Source organism: Rhodococcus sp. NPDC059179, from assembly GCF_042754885.1.
Classification (GTDB): Bacteria; Actinomycetota; Actinomycetes; order Mycobacteriales; family Mycobacteriaceae; genus Rhodococcus_G.
The window spans coordinates 26,726-47,275 of the sequence record NZ_JBHZBV010000019.1; the positions used below are offsets into that span (position 1 = coordinate 26,726).

Genomic DNA, 20,550 nt, shown 5'->3' on the forward strand with positions numbered 1-20,550 from the left:
GGAATGCGAGGGTACGCCCCGCCGCGAGCAGTTATCTGTAACTCTGAGTCTCGTGAACTGCGGGTTCTTCGTCGAGGTGAGGCGTGGATCACTTATCCAGCAGGTCGGTCACTTCGCGGTCGGTGAGCTGGTGGAAGTCGCGGTAGGCGCCGCCGACCCCGCCCAGCCACCGCGGGACCAGCGGGCAGATCACCTCGTCCGCCTCCGCGGCCAGGCGGGTGACCGCCTCCTCGGCGGAGACCGGCACCGCGACCACCACCCGCGCGGCCCGCTCGGCCCTGGCCACGCGGCACGCGACGGCCGCCGTCGCCCCGGTGGCCATGCCGTCGTCGACGATCACCACCGTGCGGTCGAGCAGTGGGATCCGGCCCCGATCGCCCCGGAGCACCCGCGCGCGCCGCTCGAGTTCGCGACGCTCCCGCGATTCGACGGTGGCGAGTCCAAGCGAGCTGATTCCCGTCTGCGTGAGGATGTCCTCGTTGAGGACCCGGATGCCGCCCTCGCCGAGCGCGCCCATCGCCAGTTCCGGCTGCCACGGCACGCCGAGCTTGCGGACCAGGATCACGTCGAGTTCGGCGCCGAGCTCGTGCGCGACCTCGGCCGCGACCGGCACCCCGCCCCTTGGCAGCCCGAGCACGAGCGGATCCGCGTCGCGCAGGTGGCCGAGCGATCCGGCCAATACGCGACCGGCCTTCGCGCGGGTCTCGTACAGCATCCTGAGTCTGACGCTACGCCGCCCGCGCGCCTTCGGCGCCTGTGCGCGTGTTGCACCCAATCGGGGTAGAACGCGCGCACAGTTTCGGGCGTCAGCGTTCGGTGATGCCGAACCGGCGCAAGGTCAGCGCGGGGTTGGTCTCGCGCACCTGAGCGATCCTCTCGGCCGTGGCCTCGGCGCGCGCGGTTCCGACCTGATCGCCGAGCGACGCGAGCACCACGCCCATCGGGTCGACGATCATCGAGTTGCCCGCCCCGGTCCGCGCGCTCTGGTCGGCGGCCGCCACGTAGATGGTGTTCTCGATAGCCCGGGCCCGCACCAGGGTGGTCCAGTGGTCCTCCTTCAAGGGGCCGGGCACCCACTGCGCCGGCAGCAGCAGCACGTCGGCGCCCGCGTCCACGATCCGCCGGGTGACCTCCGGGAAACGCAGGTCGTAGCAGGTCTGCATGCCGAAGGTGAGCCCGTCCACCTCGAAGGTCGCCGGGTCGTCGATCGCCCCGGCCCGGATCACGTCGGACTCCTTGTAGCCGAACGCGTCGTACAGGTGCAGCTTGCGGTAGACCGCGGCGATCCTGCCGTCGGGCGCCGCGGCGACCAGCGTGTTGGAGATCCGCTCGTCGTCGGCCAGCGCCTCGTTGACGCCTGCGACGACGTGCACCCCGAACTGTGCGGCGATTTCCAGCAGCCCGCCGACGAACGGTCCGTCGAGCGGCTCCGCGGATTCGACGATCCGTTCGTCTGTGCGCGGCGCGGTGAACATCGCGTACTCGGGGGCGACCACCACCCGGGCACCCCTGGCCGCGGCCTCGCCGACGAGGTTGCGCAGGGTCAGGTGGTTCTCTCGCTTGTCCATGCCAGGGGCGAACTGGGCCACTGCGATCTCGACCATGGCTCCGAGTATGGCGCAGGTGCCGCATATCCTTACTACGTCCTTGGCCGCAGGCGCGTAGAGCTCCTTCGGGCGGAGCCTCGGGTCATTCCACCGAGGCGGACTATGTGGTCGGGCCGCTGGAGGGGCGGTGGTGGTCGGAGGATCCGGCGGTCTTCGTCGACCGCAGCAAGTCGGAATGGAATTGGACCATGCAGATCCGGCAGCCGGACTGGATGACCACGGAGGAGGTCGCGGCCATCGCGTCCGAGACGGCGTCCAAGAAGAAGCTGCCCGCGGTCGGGCAGCTGCGTCACGAGCGGTTCGAGGAAGGCCTGTCGGCGCAGATCATGCACGTCGGGTCCTACGACGACGAGGCGCCGACCCTGAAGCGTTTGCACACCGAGTTCCTGCCCGGTCACGGTCTCGAATTCAATGGCGAGCACCATGAGATCTATCTCGGGACCCCAGGAAAACCGTGCCCGAGAAGCTGCGGACGGTGCTCCGCCAACCCGTCCGGCGCAGGCGCTGACCCGGCGCGGTTGAGGGCTTGACGGGCGACGCGGCGGCAACGTACTAAACTCCTGGTGAGATGAGCGACACCGAGCACAACCCCGAGCCGGAAACCGACACCACCACCTTTGCCGACCTCGGCATCGATGAACGGGTGCTGCGGGCACTCTCGGACGTCGGCTACGAGTCGCCGTCGCCGATCCAGGCGGCGACCATTCCGCCGCTGATGTCCGGCAATGACGTCGTCGGGCTCGCGCAGACCGGCACCGGCAAGACCGCGGCGTTCGCCGTCCCGATCCTGTCCCGCATCGATACCGAGCAGAAGCGGCCGCAGGCCCTGGTGCTGGCGCCGACCCGCGAGCTGGCGCTGCAGGTGGCGGAGGCGTTCGGCAAGTATTCGGCGCACATCCCCGGGCTGAGCGTGCTGCCGATCTACGGCGGCCAGGCCTACGGCGTGCAGCTGTCCGGGCTTCGGCGCGGCGCGCAGATCATCGTCGGCACGCCTGGCCGGGTGATCGATCACCTGGAGAAGGGCACCCTCGACCTCTCGCACCTTGACTACCTGGTGCTCGACGAGGCCGACGAGATGCTCAAGATGGGCTTCCAGGACGACGTCGAGCGGATCCTGGCCGACACCCCCGAGTACAAGCAGGTGGCGCTGTTCTCGGCGACCATGCCCCCGGCGATCCGCAAGATCTCCAAGCAGTACCTGCACGACCCGGTCGAGATCACCGTCAAGACCAAGACGTCCACCGCCCCGAACATCACCCAGCGGTACGTGCAGGTCGCGCATCAGCGGAAGCTCGACGCGCTCACCCGGATCCTCGAGGTCGAGTCCTTCGAGGCGATGATCATGTTCGTCCGGACCAAGCAGGCCACCGAGGACCTCGCCGAACGCCTACGGGCGCGCGGGTTCTCGGCCGCCGCCATCAACGGCGACATCGTGCAGGCACAGCGCGAGCGCACCATCGGGCAGCTCAAGAGCGGTGCGCTCGACATCCTGGTCGCTACCGACGTCGCCGCCCGGGGTCTCGACGTGGAGCGCATCTCCCACGTCGTGAACTACGACATCCCGCACGACACCGAGTCCTACGTGCACCGCATCGGCCGCACCGGCCGGGCCGGTCGCACCGGTGACGCGCTGCTGTTCGTCGCACCGCGGGAACGGCACCTGCTCAAGGCGATCGAGAAGGCCACCCGGCAGCCGCTGACCGAGATCCAGCTGCCGACCGTCGAGGACGTCAACGCGCAGCGCGTCGCCAAGTTCGGCGACTCGATCACCGAGAGCCTGAACTCCGACAACCTGGCGCTGTTCAGGAAGCTGATCGAGGACTACGAGCGCGAGCACGACGTTCCACTCGCCGACATCGCGGCGGCACTGGCCGTGCTCTCGCGCGACGGCGACACGTTCCTGATGGCGCCCGAGCCGCCCGCACCGCCGCGCCGCGAGCGCGAGCCCCGGGCGGAGCGCCCGGCCCGCAAGTTCGACGACGCACCCAAGCTCGGCCGGGAGGGCCAGGAGCTCGCCACCTACCGGATCGCGGTCGGTAAGCGGCACAAGGTGGCGCCAGGCGCGATTGTCGGTGCGATCGCCAACGAGGGTGGTCTCCGGCGAAGCGACTTCGGCCACATCAGTATTCGGCCCGATCACAGCCTGGTGGAGCTGCCTGCCGACCTCGCGAACGAGACCCTCGAGGCGCTGCGGCGGACCAGGATCTCCGGCGTGCTCATCCAGCTGACCCCTGACCAGGGCCCGCCCGGGCACCGGCCCTCGCGCGACGGCGGCAAGGGCAAGTTCGACCGTAAGCCCAAGCGCGACAGGTACTGACACAACAACAGCAACGCCCGGCCACCTTCGTGGCCGGGCGTTGTTTGGTTTGGGGCTACTTGGCCGGTGCGGCAGGCGCGGCGACGGTGAACATGCCGACGGTCGGCAGCACCACGCAGGTCGCGTCCGCGTAGCTGACCGTGCCGAACAGAGCGGCGGCCACGTTGCCCGGGCCCGAGTCGACCACCTTGGACAGGGACGGCGTGCCGAACTCGGTGACGCCGTCGATGGGGGCGATGCCGCTGGCGCCGGTGCTGGTGTTGACCCACACGGCGGTCAGGCCGGATCCCTTCGCCACGCCGGAGACCCGGGGCGAGGCCTGGAACCGGATCTGGCCGGCCTTGAGGTCGCCGCCGCTGCTGGCGGAGGCACCGGTGAGCGTGATCGGGACGCCGGGGCCGCAGCCGATCGTCGGCGAGGTGAACGCGAACAGGCCGAAGGAGCTCGCGATGTTCGTGGTGACCAGAGGAGAGCCCACCAGGACGTCGACGGCGGCGCTGTTCGCCTCCGAGTTGGCCGCGGCCTTGCGGAGATCCTGGATGCCGTCCGACTGGGGATCGGCGCCAGCGGTGCCCGCGAACACGAGTGTGGCGGTCGCGCCGATCGCGAAAACGGCGGTGGTGCGACGTGCCAGGTTCTTGCCGTTCACTCAATGCTCCTCATAGTCGTGTGCTGCTCCGAGGAGAAGGTACCGGATAAGTGTCACCACGGCGAGGGATGTTCTCACGGTTGGGCTATCAGGTGATCGGGACGCCGAGCATCGCCATGACCTCCTCGATCATCAGCGACTCAGCGGCGCGCAAACGGGGTCCGCTCCGTCGACACACATAGTCGGGTGGCGAACGACCGCAGCAGATCGCGGACGTCCCGGTCGGCGGGTTCGAGGCGGCCGGTCTTCCCGATAGCGGCGAGGCATCCGGCCACGCGTCCGTCGGGTGTCCGCACCGGGACGGCGACCGCCGTTCGGCCGACCCGGCACTCGTCCACCTCGCCCGCCGCGTCGGCGTCGCGGACCCGCAGGAGCTCGGCGGCGAGCGCGACCGGATCGGTGATCGTGTGCGCAGTGACCCGCCGCAGCGGCCCTGGCCAGGCGGGTTCAGGGAGCCTGGCCAGCATCAGCTTTCCGATCGCCGAGGCGTGCGGGTGTGCGGTGATGGCGGACTCGGCATTCAATTCGTGATCGGGGTCGCGGTCGAGCAGGCGGACCCGGTCGTCGGCATAGGACGCCAGATAGATGCCGAACCGGACCTGGGATCGAAGTTCCTCGAGGACCCTGTCGCGCTCGGTGTCGGGTTCGGGCGGGACGTCCGCGCCCGCCAGTTCGCGGGTCCGGCGCCCGAGGGCGAATCCGGAAAGATCCTCGACCCGGACCAGGAATCCGTCGGCGACGAGCAGATTCAGGAGCCGGTAGGCGGTGGCGGGCGGGATGCGGGTCAGCGCGGCGATCTCCCTCGCGGCCGCGCCCGGGCCGATCTGCGCCACCGCCTCGAGCAAAAGCAGTGCCTTCTGTACCGCCCGCGGCTCGTGCCCACCGAGTTCGGCGGTCCTCGGTGCTGCCATCAACGCCCGCCGTGGTCCGCGCCGACCAACGCGATCGTGCCGCGGGCGTTCACCGCGAATGCTCCCGAACCGGGCAGGACGTCCGCGGACTCGGGGCTGTCGAAGACCCCGATTGCGGCGAGCGCGCGCGGCCGGGTCCGCCGCAGGTGGCGCTGCCACACCGTCCCGGCCAGGATCACCGCCGCGACCGTCGCCGCGGCCCAGTACCGGCCGTCGTTCGCGTTGAGTCCCGCGATGTAGCCGAGGGTCGCCGTCGCGACCGTGCAGCCGACCCACCCGGCGTAGACCACGGGCCGGGTCAGCTCGCGGATCCGGCGCAGGAATCGTAGGGACGCGATTGTCACCAACAGGTACGCGACGATCAGCGCGCAGCGCACCCCGACCTTCACCTCCGCGATCACGGCGTCGAACGCCGCGAACGCCATTCCTGTGGACATCACCGTCGCGACGATCGCCGCGAGCGCCAGATGCGGCGTCCGCAGTCGGCTGTGCACCGCCCCGAATGCCCTCGGCAGCACGCGTTCGATGCCCATCGAATAGACCAGCCGCGACGCGGCGTTGGAGGAAGCCATCGACGAGGCCAGCCAGGAACAGCTCAACCCGAGATTGAGCATGATGACCACGGCGGGGCTCACCCCGGTTCCGGTGCCGTGCAGGTAGGCGTTGACCAGAGTGTCGGCGCGCCCGGACCAGGCGGCCCAGGCCGCGAAGATGAACAGCGCGCCGCAGATGATCGGGGTGAACAGCACGGTCCGGGTCACGGTCACGAGCGGGCGCTTGGCCTCCGGGCCGAAGAAGGTGGCGCTCTCGAAACCCGCAAGAGCGAACAACGCGGTCAGCACCACGAGCAGCAGCCCGTGCGTGCCGCCGGCGGTGCCAACCTGCGCCACCTGGGCGGACGATCCGGAGACCAGCATGAGCCCGACGATGAACGCCAGGGAGCACGCCTCGGCGGCCAGGATCACGACGGCCGCGAACCGGACCCCGCGGACCAGGGCGGCGAGGATGACGGCGCCCACCGCGAGGTAGACCGCGGCGACCCCCGGACCCCGCGGCTGCAGACCGAGCTCGGTGAGCAGCGCGATGAGCGCCTGACCCCCGTGGTACATCGTCAGGGCCCCGCTGCCCAGGTATTTCGTCAGCATCGCGACGCCGGTCGTGAGCGCGGCGCGGGTTCCCATGCCCTGGAACACGAAGGTGTACAGGCCGCCTGCCGCGGCCAGTCGCCTGGTGAATTGGGTGACACACCACGCGATCAGCGAGATCGCCACGGTCGCCACGACGATGGTGACCAGCCCCGCGAGCAGTGTGTCGTGGGTCAGCATGGTGACCGGGAGCAGCACCATCGATGCGGCGGGGGCAGTGGTCGCGACGGCCTGCGCCAGCACCTCGGCGCCGGAGAGCTGACGACGCCCGAGCGCGCGCAGCGGCGACACCGCGGGACGTTCGGGTTCGCCCGCGGAGAAGGACCGCGCGATCGCGTCGGCCAAGGCAGTCATCTCACCTCCACACCGTCGAGACCCGGAAGGACAGCCGGTCCGGCGAACGTATCCGGGGCGTGTTTCACGGACGTTGCGGTCGTGAGTCCGCGGTCGCTCCGCGAGTGAGAAACCCGGTCCCTCCCGTTCTCACTCGACGCTCCGTGAACTTTTCGCTGGCGTAGCGGCCGCGACTCACGGCCACCACAGGATTGGCGCCGAACATCCACCTCGGGTCACCCGAGAGCACGAATGGGAGCGCGAATTGGCAGTCACCAGAAGATCATTCATGCAGGGCCTCGGCATCTCCGGTGGCGTCGGCCTGGCGTACGGCGCGATGTCGACCCTCGGCCTCGCCCCGGCGGCCGCGGCCGCGCCCCGACGCTTCCAGTCCCCGGCGATGAGCGACCTGATCGGCCAGGTACCCGGCAAGCATTCCGTGGTCATCCTCGGCGGCGGGCCCGCCGGCCTGTGTTCTGCCTACGAGCTGCGCAAGGCCGGCTACGACGTCACCGTCCTGGAGGCGCGGACCCGTCCCGGCGGCCGGGTGTTCTCGGTGCGTCGCGGCACGACGGAGACCGACCTGAACGGCGAGACCCAGACCTGCACCTTCTCGGAGGGCCACTTCTACAACCTCGGCGCCACCCGGATCCCGCAGAGCCACATCACCCTCGACTACTGCCGTGAGCTGGGGGTCGAGATCCAGCCGTTCGGCAACCAGAACGCGAATACCGTCGTGCACTACAAGAGCGACACCTCGGTCTCCGGCCAGTCCGTCCGGTACCGCGCAGCCAAGGCGGACACCTTCGGGTACATGTCGGAGCTGCTGAACAAGGCGGCCTCGATGGGGGCGCTCGACGACGTCCTCTCGCCGCAGGACAAGGAGGCGCTGGCATCGTTCCTCAGCGACTTCGGCGACCTGTCCAGCGACGGCCGCTACCTCGGATCCTCGCGCCGTGGTTACGAATCCGAGCCCGGCGCCGGGCTGAATTTCGGCTCCGAGACCAAGCCGTTCGCGATGTCGGAGGTGATCCGCAGCGGGATCGGCCGCAATTTCAGCTTCGAGTTCGGGTACGACCAGGCCACGATGATGATGACCCCGGTCGGCGGCATGGACCGCATCTACCACGCCTTCCAGGAGGCCATCGGGACCGATCGGATCCAGTACGGCGCCGAGGTGACCGCGATGAAGAACGTGCCCGACGGCGTCATCGTCGAGTACACCCAGGACGGCAAGGCGCAATCCGTCACCGCCGACTACTGCATCTGCACGGTGCCGCCGAACCTGGTGGGCCGCTTCGCGAACAACCTGCCGGCGGACGTGCTGACCGCGCTAGAGGCCGCGATCCCGGTGTCGTCGGGCAAGCTCGGCATCGAGTACTCCCGCCGGTGGTGGGAGACGGAGGACCGCATCTACGGCGGCGCCAGCAACACCGACAAGGACATCTCCCAGATCATGTTCCCGTACGACCACTTCGGCTCCGACCGGGGTGTGGTGGTCGGGTACTACAACACCGGCAAGAGGCACCTCGCCTTCGAATCCCTCACCCACAAACAGCGTTTGGCCAAGGCCGTCGCGGAAGGCACGGCGATCCACGGCGACAAGTACGGCCGCGACATCGCCTCGTCCTTCTCCGGGAGCTGGCGCCGGGCCCGGTACTCGGAGGGTGCCTGGGTCGGGTGGAAGGGTGCGGGCGACTCGCACGGCGGCGCCGCAACCCCCGAGTACACCAAGCTGCTCGAACCCGTCGAGCGGATCTACTTCGCCGGCGACCACCTGTCCAACGCGATCGCCTGGCAGCACGGTGCGTTCACCTCCGCCCGCGACGTCGTCACCTCGCTGCACCAGCGCGTCGCCGCGGCCTGACCCTCGACCCGACCGAAGGAGACCATTCATGAACCGTTCCACCCGAAACCGCGCGGCCGTCGCGATGCTCGCCGCAGCCGCGATCACGCTCACCGCCTGCTCGTCGGACACCGAGGACACGGCGGAGCCCGTCGCCGGTGCCGCGTCGACATCGGTGCTCGAGCCAGGCGAGGCAAATCCGATGATCGCCCAGGGTGTCACGATCGCCGGCGGGAGCGCCGTCTACAAGACCAGCGGCCTCGGGCCGTCCGCGATGAACAAGGCCGCGCCGGAGGGCAGCCCGGAGTCGTACATCGACACCGCACAGTTCTCCGGCGGTGCGCTTCCGCCCGGGGTCAGCGTCACCGAGGCACAGGGCATCGGGGTCTTGAAGAAGATCCGGGAGAACCTGGAGGCACAGGGACTGACGCTGGGTGACGTGACCACCATGCGGGTGTTCCTGGACAACGCTCCCGGCACCGACCGAGCCGATTACGCCGGCTGGAACCGGGCCTACCGTCAGTTCTTCGCGAACACGAACCTCGACACCGGGGACACCGAGTTGGTGGCGATGGGGACGGGGGAACCGGCCGCCCCGCTGGAGCGGAACGGGGCCCGTCCCACGCGGTTTGCGCTCGAGGTGGGCAGCCTCCCGGTGCCGGGCTGGCTGGTGGAGGTCGAGGTGGACGCGGTGTACCCGGCGGGGAAGGGGCCGCAGTAGTGGGGGCGCTCAGCCCCGGCCACTGGGCGATCGTCGCACTGGTCGTGCTGGTGCTGTTCGGGTCGAAACGGCTCCCGGAGGCCGCCCGTGGCCTGGGCCGCTCGATGCGGATCCTCAAGAGTGAGGTGGGCGAACTGCATGAGCAACCTGCCGCCGCGGCACCTGATCGGCGCGCCGCAGTGACGGGGGAGTAGTGCTCGGGCCGGGTCCGGCGCCATCGACTGGCGTCGGACCCGCCGTTCATCGTCCCGACGTGAGCGCTTGCTCCCCAAGCGATTCCCGGATCGCGCCGATCAGCGCGGACTTCTTGTCGTTGTAGCGGGTCCGGAAGGCGTCCCGGTCGGAGACGCCGTCGATGGTGGAGTCGGTGACGAACCCGAACAGCGAGACGGTCGCGCCGACCACAGGTCCGGGGGCACAGATCCGGAGCTCGTTCGCGATCGCGTCCATTTCGACGATGGACCCGGCCAGGGCCTTCAGCTTCGGGTCATCGGAGTCGAGCGACTCCTCGAGGTCCGCCTCGGCGAGCACGGCGTGGTCGACCTCGACGATGCTGTTGTGCGCCCGGTCCGCCGCGGCGAGGAAGCGCACGTAGGTGGACCGGATCTGCGGGTCCGTCGGCACGGCGCGGACCGGCTTCGGTGCCGGCCTGCCCCGGCGGACGGCGAACACGCCGAGCAGGATCCCGACGATCATCGACACCGGGACAGCCCACCACGGGGCGGCATCGGAGCTCAGGGCCTCGACCAGCGAGTTCACTTGCCGATCCTAACAATCGGCATCGCGAATTCCGGTCCGAGACGGACGGCGACACGCGGCCGATTGATGCGACTCAGGCGTCGCCGACCGCCTCGCGCAGGTAGGCGAGGTCGTCGGCGACACCCTCGGCCGGGGTCTCGAGGATCACCGGCGCCTGCGCGGCCAGTACCACCGCCGCCAGCACCTCTGGGTCGATGGTGCCGTCGGTCAGGTTCGCGTGCCGGTCGCGCGCCGAGTTGAACTCGTCGCGCGAGTTGTTCAGGTGCACCAGGTCGATGCGTCCGGTGATCGCCTTGATCCGCTCCACCACGCCGACAAGGTCCTCGCCACCAGCCCACGCGTGGCAGGTGTCCAGGCAGAACCCGGCGCCGAACTCGCCGACCTGGTCCCACAGCCGGGCGATGTCGTCGAACCGCCGCGCCATCGAGGATTCCCCGCCCGCGGTGTTCTCGATCAGGATCGGCACCTCGAAGCCGCCCTTGTCGGCCTGCCGCTCGAACAGCTTGCGCCAGTTGTCGAAACCGGCACCGGGATCCTCGCCGTCGCGGACATGCCCGCCGTGCACGACCAGGCCGATCGCGCCGATGTCGGCTGCGGCCTTCGCCTGATCCGCGACCGACTTGCGCGACGGGATCCGGATCCGGTTGTTCAGGCTGGCCACGTTGATGACGTAGGAGGAGTGCACCACCACGTCGATCGGGCTCTCGCGGATCTGCTCGGTCCGCGGGTGCGGGACCAGCTTGTTCCACTTCTGCGGGTCGGTGAGGAACAACTGCACCAGGTCGGCGCCGAGCCGCTCGCCCGCGCCGATGGGATCGTCGTCCTCGCGTACGTGTGCTCCGATGCGCATGGCTACCAGGGTAGGGCCTGGGTCGGACAGACGACTTCGATAACCCTTCTACCAGCCGATCTTCACCCGACCGGGTCGTGGCGCAACGAGGTGGAATTCGGTGTCAGTGGTCGTGTCAGGGGCGTGTCAGGTTGGTGTCAGGCCGGGCCTCGATGGTCGTCACATGACAAACACAGCGATCGCAGCGTCAGGGCTGCGAAAGGCCTTCGGGGACAAGATCGTCCTCGATGGCATCGACCTAGAAGTTCGTGAGGGCACGGTCTTTTCCCTGCTCGGCCCGAACGGGGCGGGCAAGACCACGGCGGTGAACATGCTGACCACCTTGATGAAGCCCGACGGTGGGACCGTCCGCATTGCCGGGCACGACATTGCGACCGAGATGAAGGCGGTGCGCGCGGCAATCGGGGTCACCGGTCAATTCGCAGCGGTCGATGAGCTGCTGACGGGCCAGGAGAACCTGCAGTTGATGGCGGATCTCAAGGGTGTGGACTCCGGCGTGGGTAGGCGGATCGTCACCGACTTGCTGGAGCGGTTCGATCTGGCGGAGTCGGCGCAGAAGCTGGTGGCGACCTATTCCGGGGGAATGCGCCGGAAGCTGGATCTGGCGATGACGCTGGTCGGTAACCCCCAGATCATCTTCCTGGACGAGCCGACGACGGGACTGGACCCGCGCAGCCGTCGCACGATGTGGGAGATCGTCCGCGAGTTGGTGGCCGACGGTGTCACCATTTTCCTCACCACCCAGTACCTCGAGGAAGCCGATCAGCTCGCCGACAGGGTCGCGGTACTCGACCAGGGCCGCCTGGTCGCGCAGGGTACTCCCGACGAGCTCAAGCGCCAGGTCCCCGGCAGTCATGTCCGACTCCGGTTCACCGACGTCGCCTCCCTCGACGCGGCGACGCGGGTCCTGGCCGGCTCCACCAGGGACGACGAGGACCTGACCTTGCGGGTTCCCAGCGATGGTGGGGCGGAACCGGTGCGGGCGCTGCTGAACGAGCTCCATGACCATTCGATCGTCGCCGAAGAGTTCTCCGTGCACACGCCGGACCTCGATGACGTATTCCTTGCCCTGACCGGCCGCACCACGGAGGTGAACGCACGATGAGTACTGCTTCGACGATCATGTTGCGCCGCAATTTCAAGCACACCCGCCGGGACCCGACGACGGTGTTCAACGCTGTCCTGTTCCCGATCGTGATCATGCTGATGTTCGTCTACGTGATCGGCGGCGCCTTCGACATCGCTGGCGACTACATCGATTACGTGACGCCGGGCATGATCGTGTTGGCGATCTGCTACGGGTTGAGCGCGACCGCGCTGGCCGTGAACTCCGACATGACGAAGGGGATCATCAACCGGTTCAAGGTGATGGACATCTCCCGTGGTGCCGTACTGAGCGCTCAGGTCGCCGCCAGCATGCTCCGCAGTCTGGTCGCCATTGCGGCCATCATCGGAGTCGCGTTCGCGCTGGGATTCCGGCCGGCCGCAAGCTTCCTCGAATGGCTCGGCGCGATCGGTTTCATCGTGCTGGTCAGTTTCGCGACCAGCTGGATCACGGTCGCCCTTGGATTGGCTGCGAAATCACCGGAATCGGCGGGGCTGGTCACCGTGCCGCTGATCATGCTGCCGTTCCTGAGCAGTGCGATCGTGCCGGCCGAGACGATGGGGCCCGGTGTCCGGCAGTTCGCCGAGTACCAGCCCTTCACCCCGATCATCGAAACACTGCGCGGGCTGCTGACCGGTGAGCCTTCTGCGAGCAGCGCGATGATCGCCGTCGCCTGGTGCGTCGGGATCGCGCTGGTCGGGTATGCGTGGTCGCTCTCCACGTTCAACAAGCGAGCCTGACCAACTGGGCCGTTGACGGCCCACCTCACCTCACGCACGAGACACAAGGAGAATTCGTCATGCCCACATTCGTCACGCCAGGACCCATCGCCGCGATCGTGGAGGTCGCCGGTGCCCAGGTGCGGGTCACCGCGAGCGACCGGACCGACACCGTGGTGCTGGTCGAACCCATCGACCGGGCGAGCCGGAAGGACGTCAAGGTGGCCGACAAGACCACGATCGACTTCGTCGACGGTCAGTTGTCGGTCAAGACGACCGCCTCCGGGGACAAGTCCGGGTCGGTCGCCATCACGATCGACCTGCCCACCGGCTCCAGTTTGGCTGCGTACCTGGCGCACTCGGCCGTGCACGCTGACGGGTCATTCGGCGAGTGCGAGCTGCACATGGCATCGGGTCGGGTCCAGCTGGGTCGCATCGACGCGCTGCGGGCGAGCATCGCGTCCGGTGAGGTCGCGATCGGCCACATCGCCGGGCGCGCCGACATCGGCGGCGGTGCGTTCACGATGCGGATCGGTGAGTCCACGGGGACGGTCGGGCTCTCGAACTCGGGCGGACAGGTCTGGATCGGCCACGCCTCGGCCGACCTCGATCTCAGCAGCGCCGGCTGCGACTTCGACATCGACCGCGCCGATGGCAGCGTCACCGCCGAGACCGCCAGCGGCGCGATTCGGATCGGCCGGATGACACAGGGTCAGGCGAAGCTGATGAACGGCTCGGGAAACATCGAGGTCGGCATCGGCGAGGGCACCGCAGCCTCCATCGACGGCAACAGCGAGCGAGGGGCCGTGCACAACTTCGTCTCGTCGCTGGGAGAGCCGAGCGCATCCGACGCCAAGGTCATGGTTCACGCCCGAACTCGGCACGGCGACATCATCATTCAACGCGCAGCAAGCTGACCTCACGAAGCGAGCGTGACCTCGATCAGCTGAGACCAGCTCGCCTGCGTACCCTCCTGCGTCACCTCGGCGAACCGTGCTTCGCCGAGGTGACGTCGCGCGTTCTGCTCGATCCTGGCCGCATCCGGGCGTGAGCGATCCGGCAGTCCGCGCACCCCGACGCTGGCCGCGAGCAACCGCGCCGCCTGTTCGTGCTCGTCGAGGCGAACTGCCAGGTCCGCGACCCCGACGAGTATCTGGGCGATCGTGGGTGCGTATCCCGCCTCGGACGCCGCCTGCCAAGCAGCCACACGATGTGTACGGGCCTCACGGAGATCGTCGGCCAGGTAGCCGAGCGCGTCATGTATCACCGCGCGGATGTTCGCCAGCTCCGCCTCGTCGCCGAGAAGGGCGGTCCCGACGCCGAGTTGATGGCGAGCCTCCTCGGCGTCACCGCCCCACCGAGCGAGCTCCGCCTTGGCGAGCGCCAGCTCGACCAGCGCATGCGGCCAGGTGACCCCTTTGGCGCACCGCTCGGCCTCGGCGATGGCGGCCGCGCTGGAGTCCCGATCGCCGTGCAGCCAGTACAGCTGGGCCTGTTGGGTCCGCAGCCGGATGACATCCTCGATGGCGCCGACCTCGGTGATGACCGTGACCGCCTGTTCGTAGTGCTCGCACGCACCGGCGAACTCACCGCGCATGGCGAGCTGGTCCGCCAGCTGGGACAGGGCCAACGAAATCCCGAATCGTTCGCCGAGCGTCCGGAACTCGGCCAACGCCATCTCCAGATTGGCCTCCGCGTCCCGGCCGCCCTGGCCGAGCATGATCCGCATCTTGCCCGCCTGTAGCCGCGCCAGGGCGCGCACCCAGGGGTCCTCGCTGTCGAGCAACGACTCGAACGCGGACACCGCTTCGTCCGGCGCCTGCAGCAAGCGTTCGAGCGGTGTCACCAATCCCAGCAGCGGGTTGCGGTGCCGACTTTGCCGACTGAACCGATACGCCTTGTGGATCCATTCGGCGCCCAGGTGTTCGTCACCCCGCCCGGAGGTCACGAAGAGCACCACCAACCCGTAGGTCATGGCCCGGACGTCATCGGTCACCTCGCCGGGAACGTCGGCGGCCGCGATCAACAGCTCGATGCCTTCGGCCCTGCGCCCGCCGAGCCACCAGTACCAACCGGCGGCCGCCGCGAGCCGCATCGCCGCCTGTGCTTCACCCGCCGCGAGCGCCCCCCGCATCGCGGCACCGATGTTGTCGTGGTCGGCCTCGAGCGTGGCGAGCCACTCCAGTTGCGCGGCGCGGCGCAGATGTGGTTCCGCGGTCTCGGTGAGGTCGGTGAAGTAGGCGAGATGCGCCTGGCGAGCCACGTCCGATTCCCCCGCCTCGGCGAGCCGATCCGCGGCGTACTCCTTGATCGTGGTGAGCATCCGATAGCGCGGGGCGCCGTCGCCCTCGGTGACCAGCAGTGACTTCTCGGCCAGCGAGGTGAGTAGTTCCAACACCTCGTCCTGTTCGACCGCCTCGACGCAGACCCGTTCGGCCGCCTCCAGGCTCGCCCCGCCCGAGAACACCGACAGCCGGCGCAGAACCGTCCGCTCGGCATCGGTGAGCAACTCCCAGCTCCAGTCGACCACCGCGCGCAGCGTCTTGTGTCGCGGCAATGCGGTACGACTCCCGCCGGTCAGCAGGCGGAACCGGTCATCGAGCCGGTTGGCGAGCTGATCGATGGACATGGTGCGTAGCCTCGCCGCGGCCAGTTCGATCGCCAGCGGCATCCCGTCCAGCGCCCGGCATACGCGCACCATCGTCGACAAGGTGTGGTCGTCGACTCCGAGGTCCCTGCGCACCGCGCCCGCCCTGTCGCGCAGCAACCGGACGGCAGGCGAGGACGCGATCTCGGCAAGGCCTGCGTCGGTTGGCACGGACAGGGGCTCGACCTGCCACAGCGCCTCACCTGTGATGCCGAGCGGTTCCCTGCTGGTCGCCAGGATCCGCAGCCGGCGGCATTCGCCGAGCACCCGATCGGCGAACCTGGCCGCCGCCTCGATCACGTGCTCGCAGTTGTCCAGGATCAGCAGCGCTTCCCGCTCGCGGATCGCGGCGATGAGCCCATCAACCGGGTCCGCGCTCGGTGCCGCGCCGAGCAAGGCATCCCGGAGCCCTAGTCCGGTGAGCGCGGCCTGCGCCACGTCGCCGTCAGCGCCGCTGGCGGCGAGCTCGATCAACCAGACCCCGTCCGGCAGGTCGCCGATCAGCGTGCGCGCGGTTTCCGTTGCCAGCCTGGTCTTGCCCGAACCGCCCGGCCCGATCAAGGTGGTCAGCCGATGCTCCGCGACGAGGTCGCGGACGGCGGCGGCATCAGCGTCCCGGCCGACGAAACTTGTGAGCTCGGCACGGACGTTGGTCTGCCGGTTCTCCTCGCGCCGCCCCAGCTCGCCCCGCAGCAACGCGACGTGCAGGGCCGACAACTCCGGCGAGGGATCGATGCCGAGCGCGTCGGCAAGGGCCTCCCTCAGGCGCTCGTAGGCGAGCACGGCCTCGGAGTCGCGACCGGCCGCAACCAGCGCCCGCATCAGCGCAGCAACCAGCGGTTCCCGCAGCGGATGCGCGGACACCGCGTCGGTCAGTTCCGCGACCACCTCGGTGCCGCGGCCGAGACCGACCTCCGCTTCGAAGCGATCCTCCATCGCGGTCAGGCGCAGCCCCTCGAGCCGAGTCGCCGCCGCGTCGAACGCGTCACTGTCCTCCAGCCCGACATCCTGCATGGCCGCACCGCGCCACAACGCGAGGGCCTCGCGCAGCAGCCGAACTCGCTGGAGACCCTCCTCCTGGCGAGTCCTGCCGATGAGGCGTTCGAACCGAAGGGCGTCGACAGCGTCGGGGTCGACCACCGAGCGGTAGCCGCCCGTCTGCCCCTCGACCAAGCCGTCCGGCAGTGCCTTCCGCAGCCGGGAAACCAAGCGTTGCAGGGCATTCGCCGCATCGGCTGGCGGGTTCTCGCCCCAGATCCAGTCGATGAGCGTCGACTTCGGGACCACGCGGCCCGGTTCGAGTGCGAGGGCGATCCACAGCGCGCGCAGCCGGGCACCCGGCACGTCGGCCACGACGCCGTCGTCCGTGCGAACCTCGAATGATCCAAGTATCCCGATCTGCACTCGGCAACTCTCCCACGGCGGCTCGCCCTCACCGGCAATCCGTTCTGAATGCTCTAGTGCCCCGCGCCGGACCACCCTGAGCAAAAGATCAGGGTGGTCCCCGATGGCGCCCGGGTACCGGCTCCGACAAGACTGATGCGGTCGCAGTGTCAGCCCAGCCCCAAGGACGAAAGGCAGTCATGAGCTCGCATGCCCTCGGCGCCGTAGCGGTGTCAACCGAAACGCCCGCCCCCACCACCGTCGCGGCCCGCGCGCAGAACCTGACCAAGACCTACGGCTCGGGGGACACCCAGGTCCGGGCGCTGGACGGGGTGTCGGCGGACTTCGCGCGCGGCGAGTTCACCGCGATCATGGGCCCCTCGGGGTCCGGCAAGTCGACGCTGATGCACTGCCTGGCCGGGCTGGACGCCGCCACCTCGGGGTCGGTGCTGATCGGCGACACCGAGCTGACGACCCTGTCCGACAAGCAGATGACGCAGCTGCGCCGCGACCGGATCGGGTTCGTATTCCAGTCGTTCAACCTGGTCCCGACGCTCACCGCGCTCGAGAACATCACCCTCCCGCTCGACATCGCGGGACGCAAGGCCGACGCGTCCTGGCTCGACAACGTGCTCACCCGGCTCGGGCTCAAGGACCGGCTCGACCATCGCCCCAGCGAGCTGTCCGGTGGCCAGCAGCAGCGGGTCGCCTGCGCCCGGGCCCTCGCGGGCCAGCCGGAGATCATCTTCGGCGACGAGCCGACCGGCAACCTGGACTCCCGCTCGTCGGGGGAGGTGCTCGCCATCCTGCGCGCGGCGGTCGACGAGTTCGGCCAGACCGTCGTGATCGTCACCCACGACCCGCGGGCGGCGAGCTACGCGGACCGGGTGGTGTTCCTCGCCGACGGGCACATCGTCGACGAGCTGCGCGACCCGACCGCCGAGACGGTCCTGGACCGGATGAAGCGACTGGACACCATCAGCGTCGACGGACAGGGCTGAGGCATGTCATCACCCATCAACAGAGCATCACCCATGCGCAAGGTCTCGCTACGAAACCTCGCGGCGCACAAGGTCCGGCTGGCGCTCACGGTGCTGTCGGTCGTGCTCGGCACCGCCTTCGTGGCCGGCTCGTTCGTGTTCACCGACACGCTGCAGAAGACGTTCAACGGACTGTTCGAGGACGCGGCGAAGGGCGTCGACGTCCGCGTCAGCAGCCCCGAGGAGGGCTCGAGCGGGGTACCGCTGACCGACATCCCGACGCTCGAGGCCGTCGACGGGGTGCGTGCGGTCGTGCCGGCCGTCGACGGTCAGATCGTGCTGCTCGGTTCGGACAAGAAGCCGGTGCAGACCGGTGGTGCGCCCAGCATCGGTCTGTCCTACACCCCGCCGGAGCAGGCGCTCGGCGACCCCGATGTGATGGTCGAGGGAACGGCTCCCACGGGGCCGGGTCAGATCGCGCTCAACGAGGCAGGTGCACGCAAGGCCGGACTCGCCGTCGGGGACAGCACGCAGGTGCTCGTCTCGGCGCACGGCGTCGTCGACGTCACCGTCTCCGGCATCTACGAAACACCTTCCGACACGGGTGGATTCATCGGGGCCGTGTTCGATGGTGCGCAGGCACGTGAGCTGTTCACCGACGGCAGCCATGTGGACTACATCGACGTGGCCGGCTCCGGCGAGTCACAGTCAGAGCTGCGCGACCGGGTCGCCGCGGCGCTGCCGGACCTCAAGGTGGACACCGGCGATCAGGTTCGCGAGGACGTGAAGGCGGAGGTGAACTCGGCCCTCAGCTTCATGAACTACTTCCTGCTCGCGTTCGGTGCGATCGCGTTGCTGGTCGGGACGTTCATCATCTACAACACCTTCTCGATGATCGTGGCCCAGCGCCTGCGCGAGCTCGCGCTGCTGCGGGCGATCGGCGCCAGCCGCCAGCAGGTCGGACGCTCGGTGGTCCTCGAGGCGCTGATCGTCGGCCTGCTCGGCAGCGCCGTTGGCATCGCCGCTGGCGTCGGGCTGGCCTACGGGCTGCGCGCGCTGCTCAACACCTTCGACGTCGGATTGCCTTCCGGACCACTGCAATTGCAGCCGCGCACCATCATCGTGGCCCTCGTCATCGGCGTGCTCGTCACGGTGGTCAGTGCCTACGCGCCCGCGCGCCGGGCGGCCAAGGTGCCGCCGGTCGCGGCGATGCGGGAGGAGTTCTCGTCCACCGGTGACTCGCTGCGGGTGCGGACGCTGGTCGGTGTGATCGCCGCGGTGATCGGTGGCGGCCTGCTGCTGGCCGGTTCGCGCGGAACCGGGGGCGGTGCGGCCGCGATCGTCGGGCTCGGTGCGGCCGCACTGATCGTCGCCGTCCTGCTCGCGGCGCCCGCGCTCTCTCGCCCGGTGGTCGGGGCGCTCGGTGCGGTGCTGGCCAAGCCGTTCGGTCCGGTGGGTCGGCTGGCCCGGACCAACGCGGTGCGCAATCCCCGCCGCACCGCGGCGACCGCGTTCGCGTTGACCCTCGGGCTGATGCTGGTGTCGGTGATCGGGGTGTTCGGGTCCTCCGCGAAGGAGAGCGTGAACTCGCTGGTGGACAACGGCGTTCGCGCCGACTACATCCTCGCGGGCCCGGAGATGATGGGTGTTCCCCTCGGCGCGGCCGCCGCGGTCAAGGAGGTGCCCGGCGTGGCGGACGCGGTTGCGCTGCACGGTGTCTCGGTCAAGATCGACGACGAGGCGCAGGTCGGCACCGCGCTGGACGGCCAGCTCGACGGTGTCCTCGACTACACCCTGGAGGAGGGGTCCGCGGCGTTGTCGGGCAACAACATGCTCGTCTCGGGGAAGACCGCCGCCGAGAAGGGTTGGCAGCTCGGCTCGCCGGTCGTCATGACCGACCGGGACGGCGAGCAGGTGACCACCACGGTCACCGGCATCTACGCCGACACCCAACTGCTCGGCGACTGGGTGGTGCCCCAATCGGTGTACGAGCAGGTGACCCCGGCCGCGGCCAGAGCCGTCTGGGCGGTACTGATCGCGGCGCAGCCGGGCGCGGACCTGGCGGCGATGCGCGGGGACCTGGCGGCGGCGACGGACAAGTTCCTGGTCGTGCAGGTCAAGGACCGGGACGAGTTCAAGGGCAGCCAGAGCCAGCAGATCGACACCCTGCTCGCGGTGCTCTACGGACTGCTGGCGTTGGCCATCGTGATCGCGATCCTCGGCATCATCAACACCCTCGCGTTGTCGGTGGTGGAGCGGCGCCGTGAGATCGGGATGCTCAGGGCCGTCGGGATGCAACGCCCGCAGGTGCGGCGCACCATCTACCTCGAGTCGGTGCTCATCGCGGTCTTCGGGGCGGCGGTCGGGGTGCTGCTCGGCCTCGCCTTCGGCTGGGGTTTCGTGAGCACGCTCGCCGATCAGGGCCTCGACGTGATCGCGGTGCCGTGGGCACAGGTGGTCGCGATGCTGCTCGGCTCCGCGGTGGTCGGCGTGCTGGCCGCATTGTGGCCGGCCGCGCGGGCGGCGCGCACCAAGCCTCTGGAGGCGATCGCCGGGGTGTGATCGCGGGGCTGCCGCA

The 20,550-nt window shown here is 69.2% G+C and carries 18 protein-coding genes; 10 read left to right on the forward strand and 8 right to left on the reverse strand.

What is annotated here, in order from left to right:
- Window positions 1-88: 88 nt before the first annotated feature.
- On the reverse strand, window positions 89-715 hold the full coding sequence (locus ACFXMV_RS22550; RefSeq protein WP_378500722.1) for a phosphoribosyltransferase: 627 nt from the start codon (window positions 713-715) through the stop codon (window positions 89-91).
- Window positions 716-806: 91 nt separating this feature from the next.
- Window positions 807-1,604, reverse strand: coding sequence for a carbon-nitrogen hydrolase family protein (locus tag ACFXMV_RS22555; RefSeq protein WP_378500723.1), 798 nt, complete (start codon window positions 1,602-1,604; stop codon window positions 807-809).
- 107 nt (window positions 1,605-1,711) lie between these two features.
- On the opposite strand from ACFXMV_RS22555, the gene ACFXMV_RS22560 reads away from it, so the two are divergent.
- Window positions 1,712-2,137: a GyrI-like domain-containing protein gene (locus ACFXMV_RS22560; protein WP_378500724.1), complete on the forward strand. Its 426-nt coding sequence runs from the start codon at window positions 1,712-1,714 to the stop codon at window positions 2,135-2,137.
- 38 nt (window positions 2,138-2,175) lie between these two features.
- Window positions 2,176-3,924, forward strand: a complete 1,749-nt coding sequence (locus tag ACFXMV_RS22565) for a DEAD/DEAH box helicase (RefSeq protein ID WP_378500725.1) — start codon at window positions 2,176-2,178, stop codon at window positions 3,922-3,924.
- A gap of 55 nt (window positions 3,925-3,979) precedes the next feature.
- Here ACFXMV_RS22565 and ACFXMV_RS22570 read toward each other — a convergent pair whose 3' ends face one another.
- The 3 genes from ACFXMV_RS22570 to ACFXMV_RS22580 form a co-directional block, all read right to left on the reverse strand.
- Window positions 3,980-4,573: a hypothetical protein gene (locus ACFXMV_RS22570; protein WP_378500726.1), complete on the reverse strand. Its 594-nt coding sequence runs from the start codon at window positions 4,571-4,573 to the stop codon at window positions 3,980-3,982.
- Window positions 4,574-4,713: 140 nt separating this feature from the next.
- Window positions 4,714-5,484, reverse strand: a complete 771-nt coding sequence (locus ACFXMV_RS22575; RefSeq protein WP_378503183.1) for an IclR family transcriptional regulator — start codon at window positions 5,482-5,484, stop codon at window positions 4,714-4,716.
- Window positions 5,484-6,983, reverse strand: a complete 1,500-nt coding sequence (locus tag ACFXMV_RS22580; RefSeq protein ID WP_378503182.1) for an APC family permease — start codon at window positions 6,981-6,983, stop codon at window positions 5,484-5,486. The genes ACFXMV_RS22575 and ACFXMV_RS22580 overlap by 1 nt, the downstream gene beginning before the upstream one ends.
- 268 nt (window positions 6,984-7,251) lie before the next feature.
- Between ACFXMV_RS22580 and ACFXMV_RS22585 the strand changes: the two genes are divergently transcribed.
- From ACFXMV_RS22585 to tatA, 3 genes are read left to right on the forward strand one after another with little or no spacing between them, the layout of a single operon-like run.
- The gene (locus ACFXMV_RS22585; protein ID WP_378501581.1) at window positions 7,252-8,829 is read left to right on the forward strand and encodes a flavin monoamine oxidase family protein; all 1,578 of its coding nucleotides are present in this window, start codon (window positions 7,252-7,254) and stop codon (window positions 8,827-8,829) included.
- A 28-nt stretch (window positions 8,830-8,857) separates the two neighbouring features.
- On the forward strand, window positions 8,858-9,529 hold the full coding sequence (locus ACFXMV_RS22590; RefSeq protein ID WP_378501579.1) for a Rid family hydrolase: 672 nt from the start codon (window positions 8,858-8,860) through the stop codon (window positions 9,527-9,529).
- Window positions 9,529-9,723, forward strand: coding sequence for a Sec-independent protein translocase subunit TatA (gene tatA / locus ACFXMV_RS22595; RefSeq protein WP_378501580.1), 195 nt, complete (start codon window positions 9,529-9,531; stop codon window positions 9,721-9,723). The genes ACFXMV_RS22590 and tatA overlap by 1 nt, the downstream gene beginning before the upstream one ends.
- 46 nt (window positions 9,724-9,769) lie before the next feature.
- Here tatA and ACFXMV_RS22600 read toward each other — a convergent pair whose 3' ends face one another.
- Both ACFXMV_RS22600 and ACFXMV_RS22605 read right to left on the reverse strand, forming a co-directional pair.
- The gene (locus ACFXMV_RS22600; RefSeq protein WP_378499726.1) at window positions 9,770-10,288 is read right to left on the reverse strand and encodes a hypothetical protein; all 519 of its coding nucleotides are present in this window, start codon (window positions 10,286-10,288) and stop codon (window positions 9,770-9,772) included.
- Window positions 10,289-10,361: 73 nt separating this feature from the next.
- Window positions 10,362-11,138, reverse strand: a complete 777-nt coding sequence (locus ACFXMV_RS22605; protein WP_378499727.1) for a deoxyribonuclease IV — start codon at window positions 11,136-11,138, stop codon at window positions 10,362-10,364.
- A gap of 163 nt (window positions 11,139-11,301) precedes the next feature.
- Between ACFXMV_RS22605 and ACFXMV_RS22610 the strand changes: the two genes are divergently transcribed.
- The 3 genes from ACFXMV_RS22610 to ACFXMV_RS22620 are packed head-to-tail and all read left to right on the forward strand — an operon-like array spanning window position 11,302 to window position 13,879.
- Window positions 11,302-12,243, forward strand: coding sequence for an ATP-binding cassette domain-containing protein (locus ACFXMV_RS22610; RefSeq protein WP_378499728.1), 942 nt, complete (start codon window positions 11,302-11,304; stop codon window positions 12,241-12,243).
- Window positions 12,240-12,983, forward strand: a complete 744-nt coding sequence (locus tag ACFXMV_RS22615; protein WP_378499729.1) for an ABC transporter permease — start codon at window positions 12,240-12,242, stop codon at window positions 12,981-12,983. Before ACFXMV_RS22610 ends, ACFXMV_RS22615 begins: the two co-directional genes overlap by 4 nt.
- Before the next feature lie 59 nt (window positions 12,984-13,042).
- On the forward strand, window positions 13,043-13,879 hold the full coding sequence (locus ACFXMV_RS22620; RefSeq protein ID WP_378499730.1) for a DUF4097 family beta strand repeat-containing protein: 837 nt from the start codon (window positions 13,043-13,045) through the stop codon (window positions 13,877-13,879).
- 2 nt (window positions 13,880-13,881) lie between these two features.
- On the opposite strand, the gene ACFXMV_RS22625 is transcribed toward ACFXMV_RS22620, so the two are convergent.
- Window positions 13,882-17,013 carry a BTAD domain-containing putative transcriptional regulator gene (locus ACFXMV_RS22625; protein ID WP_378503181.1) on the reverse strand — a complete coding sequence of 1,044 codons (3,132 nt, stop codon included), beginning with the start codon at window positions 17,011-17,013 and terminating at the stop codon, window positions 13,882-13,884.
- Window positions 17,014-17,192: 179 nt separating this feature from the next.
- Between ACFXMV_RS22625 and ACFXMV_RS22630 the strand changes: the two genes are divergently transcribed.
- The gene (locus ACFXMV_RS22630; RefSeq protein WP_378499732.1) at window positions 17,193-17,993 is read left to right on the forward strand and encodes an ABC transporter ATP-binding protein; all 801 of its coding nucleotides are present in this window, start codon (window positions 17,193-17,195) and stop codon (window positions 17,991-17,993) included.
- 33 nt (window positions 17,994-18,026) lie between these two features.
- Window positions 18,027-20,534, forward strand: coding sequence for an ABC transporter permease (locus tag ACFXMV_RS22635; RefSeq protein WP_378499733.1), 2,508 nt, complete (start codon window positions 18,027-18,029; stop codon window positions 20,532-20,534).
- The last annotated feature ends 16 nt before the right edge of the window (window positions 20,535-20,550 follow it).

Excerpts from the sequence above, each read along its gene's own strand:
- ACFXMV_RS22550 (WP_378500722.1), bottom strand. The coding sequence starts at position 715 with ATGCTGTACGAGACCCGCGCGAAGGCCGGTCGCGTATTGGCCGGATCG.
- ACFXMV_RS22555 (WP_378500723.1), bottom strand. The coding sequence starts at position 1,604 with ATGGTCGAGATCGCAGTGGCCCAGTTCGCCCCTGGCATGGACAAGCGA.
- ACFXMV_RS22565 (WP_378500725.1), top strand. The coding sequence starts at position 2,176 with ATGAGCGACACCGAGCACAACCCCGAGCCGGAAACCGACACCACCACC.
- ACFXMV_RS22575 (WP_378503183.1), bottom strand. The coding sequence starts at position 5,484 with ATGGCAGCACCGAGGACCGCCGAACTCGGTGGGCACGAGCCGCGGGCG.
- ACFXMV_RS22580 (WP_378503182.1), bottom strand. The coding sequence starts at position 6,983 with ATGACTGCCTTGGCCGACGCGATCGCGCGGTCCTTCTCCGCGGGCGAA.
- ACFXMV_RS22585 (WP_378501581.1), top strand. The coding sequence starts at position 7,252 with ATGCAGGGCCTCGGCATCTCCGGTGGCGTCGGCCTGGCGTACGGCGCG.
- ACFXMV_RS22590 (WP_378501579.1), top strand. The coding sequence starts at position 8,858 with ATGAACCGTTCCACCCGAAACCGCGCGGCCGTCGCGATGCTCGCCGCA.
- ACFXMV_RS22605 (WP_378499727.1), bottom strand. The coding sequence starts at position 11,138 with ATGCGCATCGGAGCACACGTACGCGAGGACGACGATCCCATCGGCGCG.
- ACFXMV_RS22610 (WP_378499728.1), top strand. The coding sequence starts at position 11,302 with ATGACAAACACAGCGATCGCAGCGTCAGGGCTGCGAAAGGCCTTCGGG.
- ACFXMV_RS22615 (WP_378499729.1), top strand. The coding sequence starts at position 12,240 with ATGAGTACTGCTTCGACGATCATGTTGCGCCGCAATTTCAAGCACACC.
- ACFXMV_RS22620 (WP_378499730.1), top strand. The coding sequence starts at position 13,043 with ATGCCCACATTCGTCACGCCAGGACCCATCGCCGCGATCGTGGAGGTC.
- ACFXMV_RS22630 (WP_378499732.1), top strand. The coding sequence starts at position 17,193 with ATGAGCTCGCATGCCCTCGGCGCCGTAGCGGTGTCAACCGAAACGCCC.
- ACFXMV_RS22635 (WP_378499733.1), top strand. The coding sequence starts at position 18,027 with ATGCGCAAGGTCTCGCTACGAAACCTCGCGGCGCACAAGGTCCGGCTG.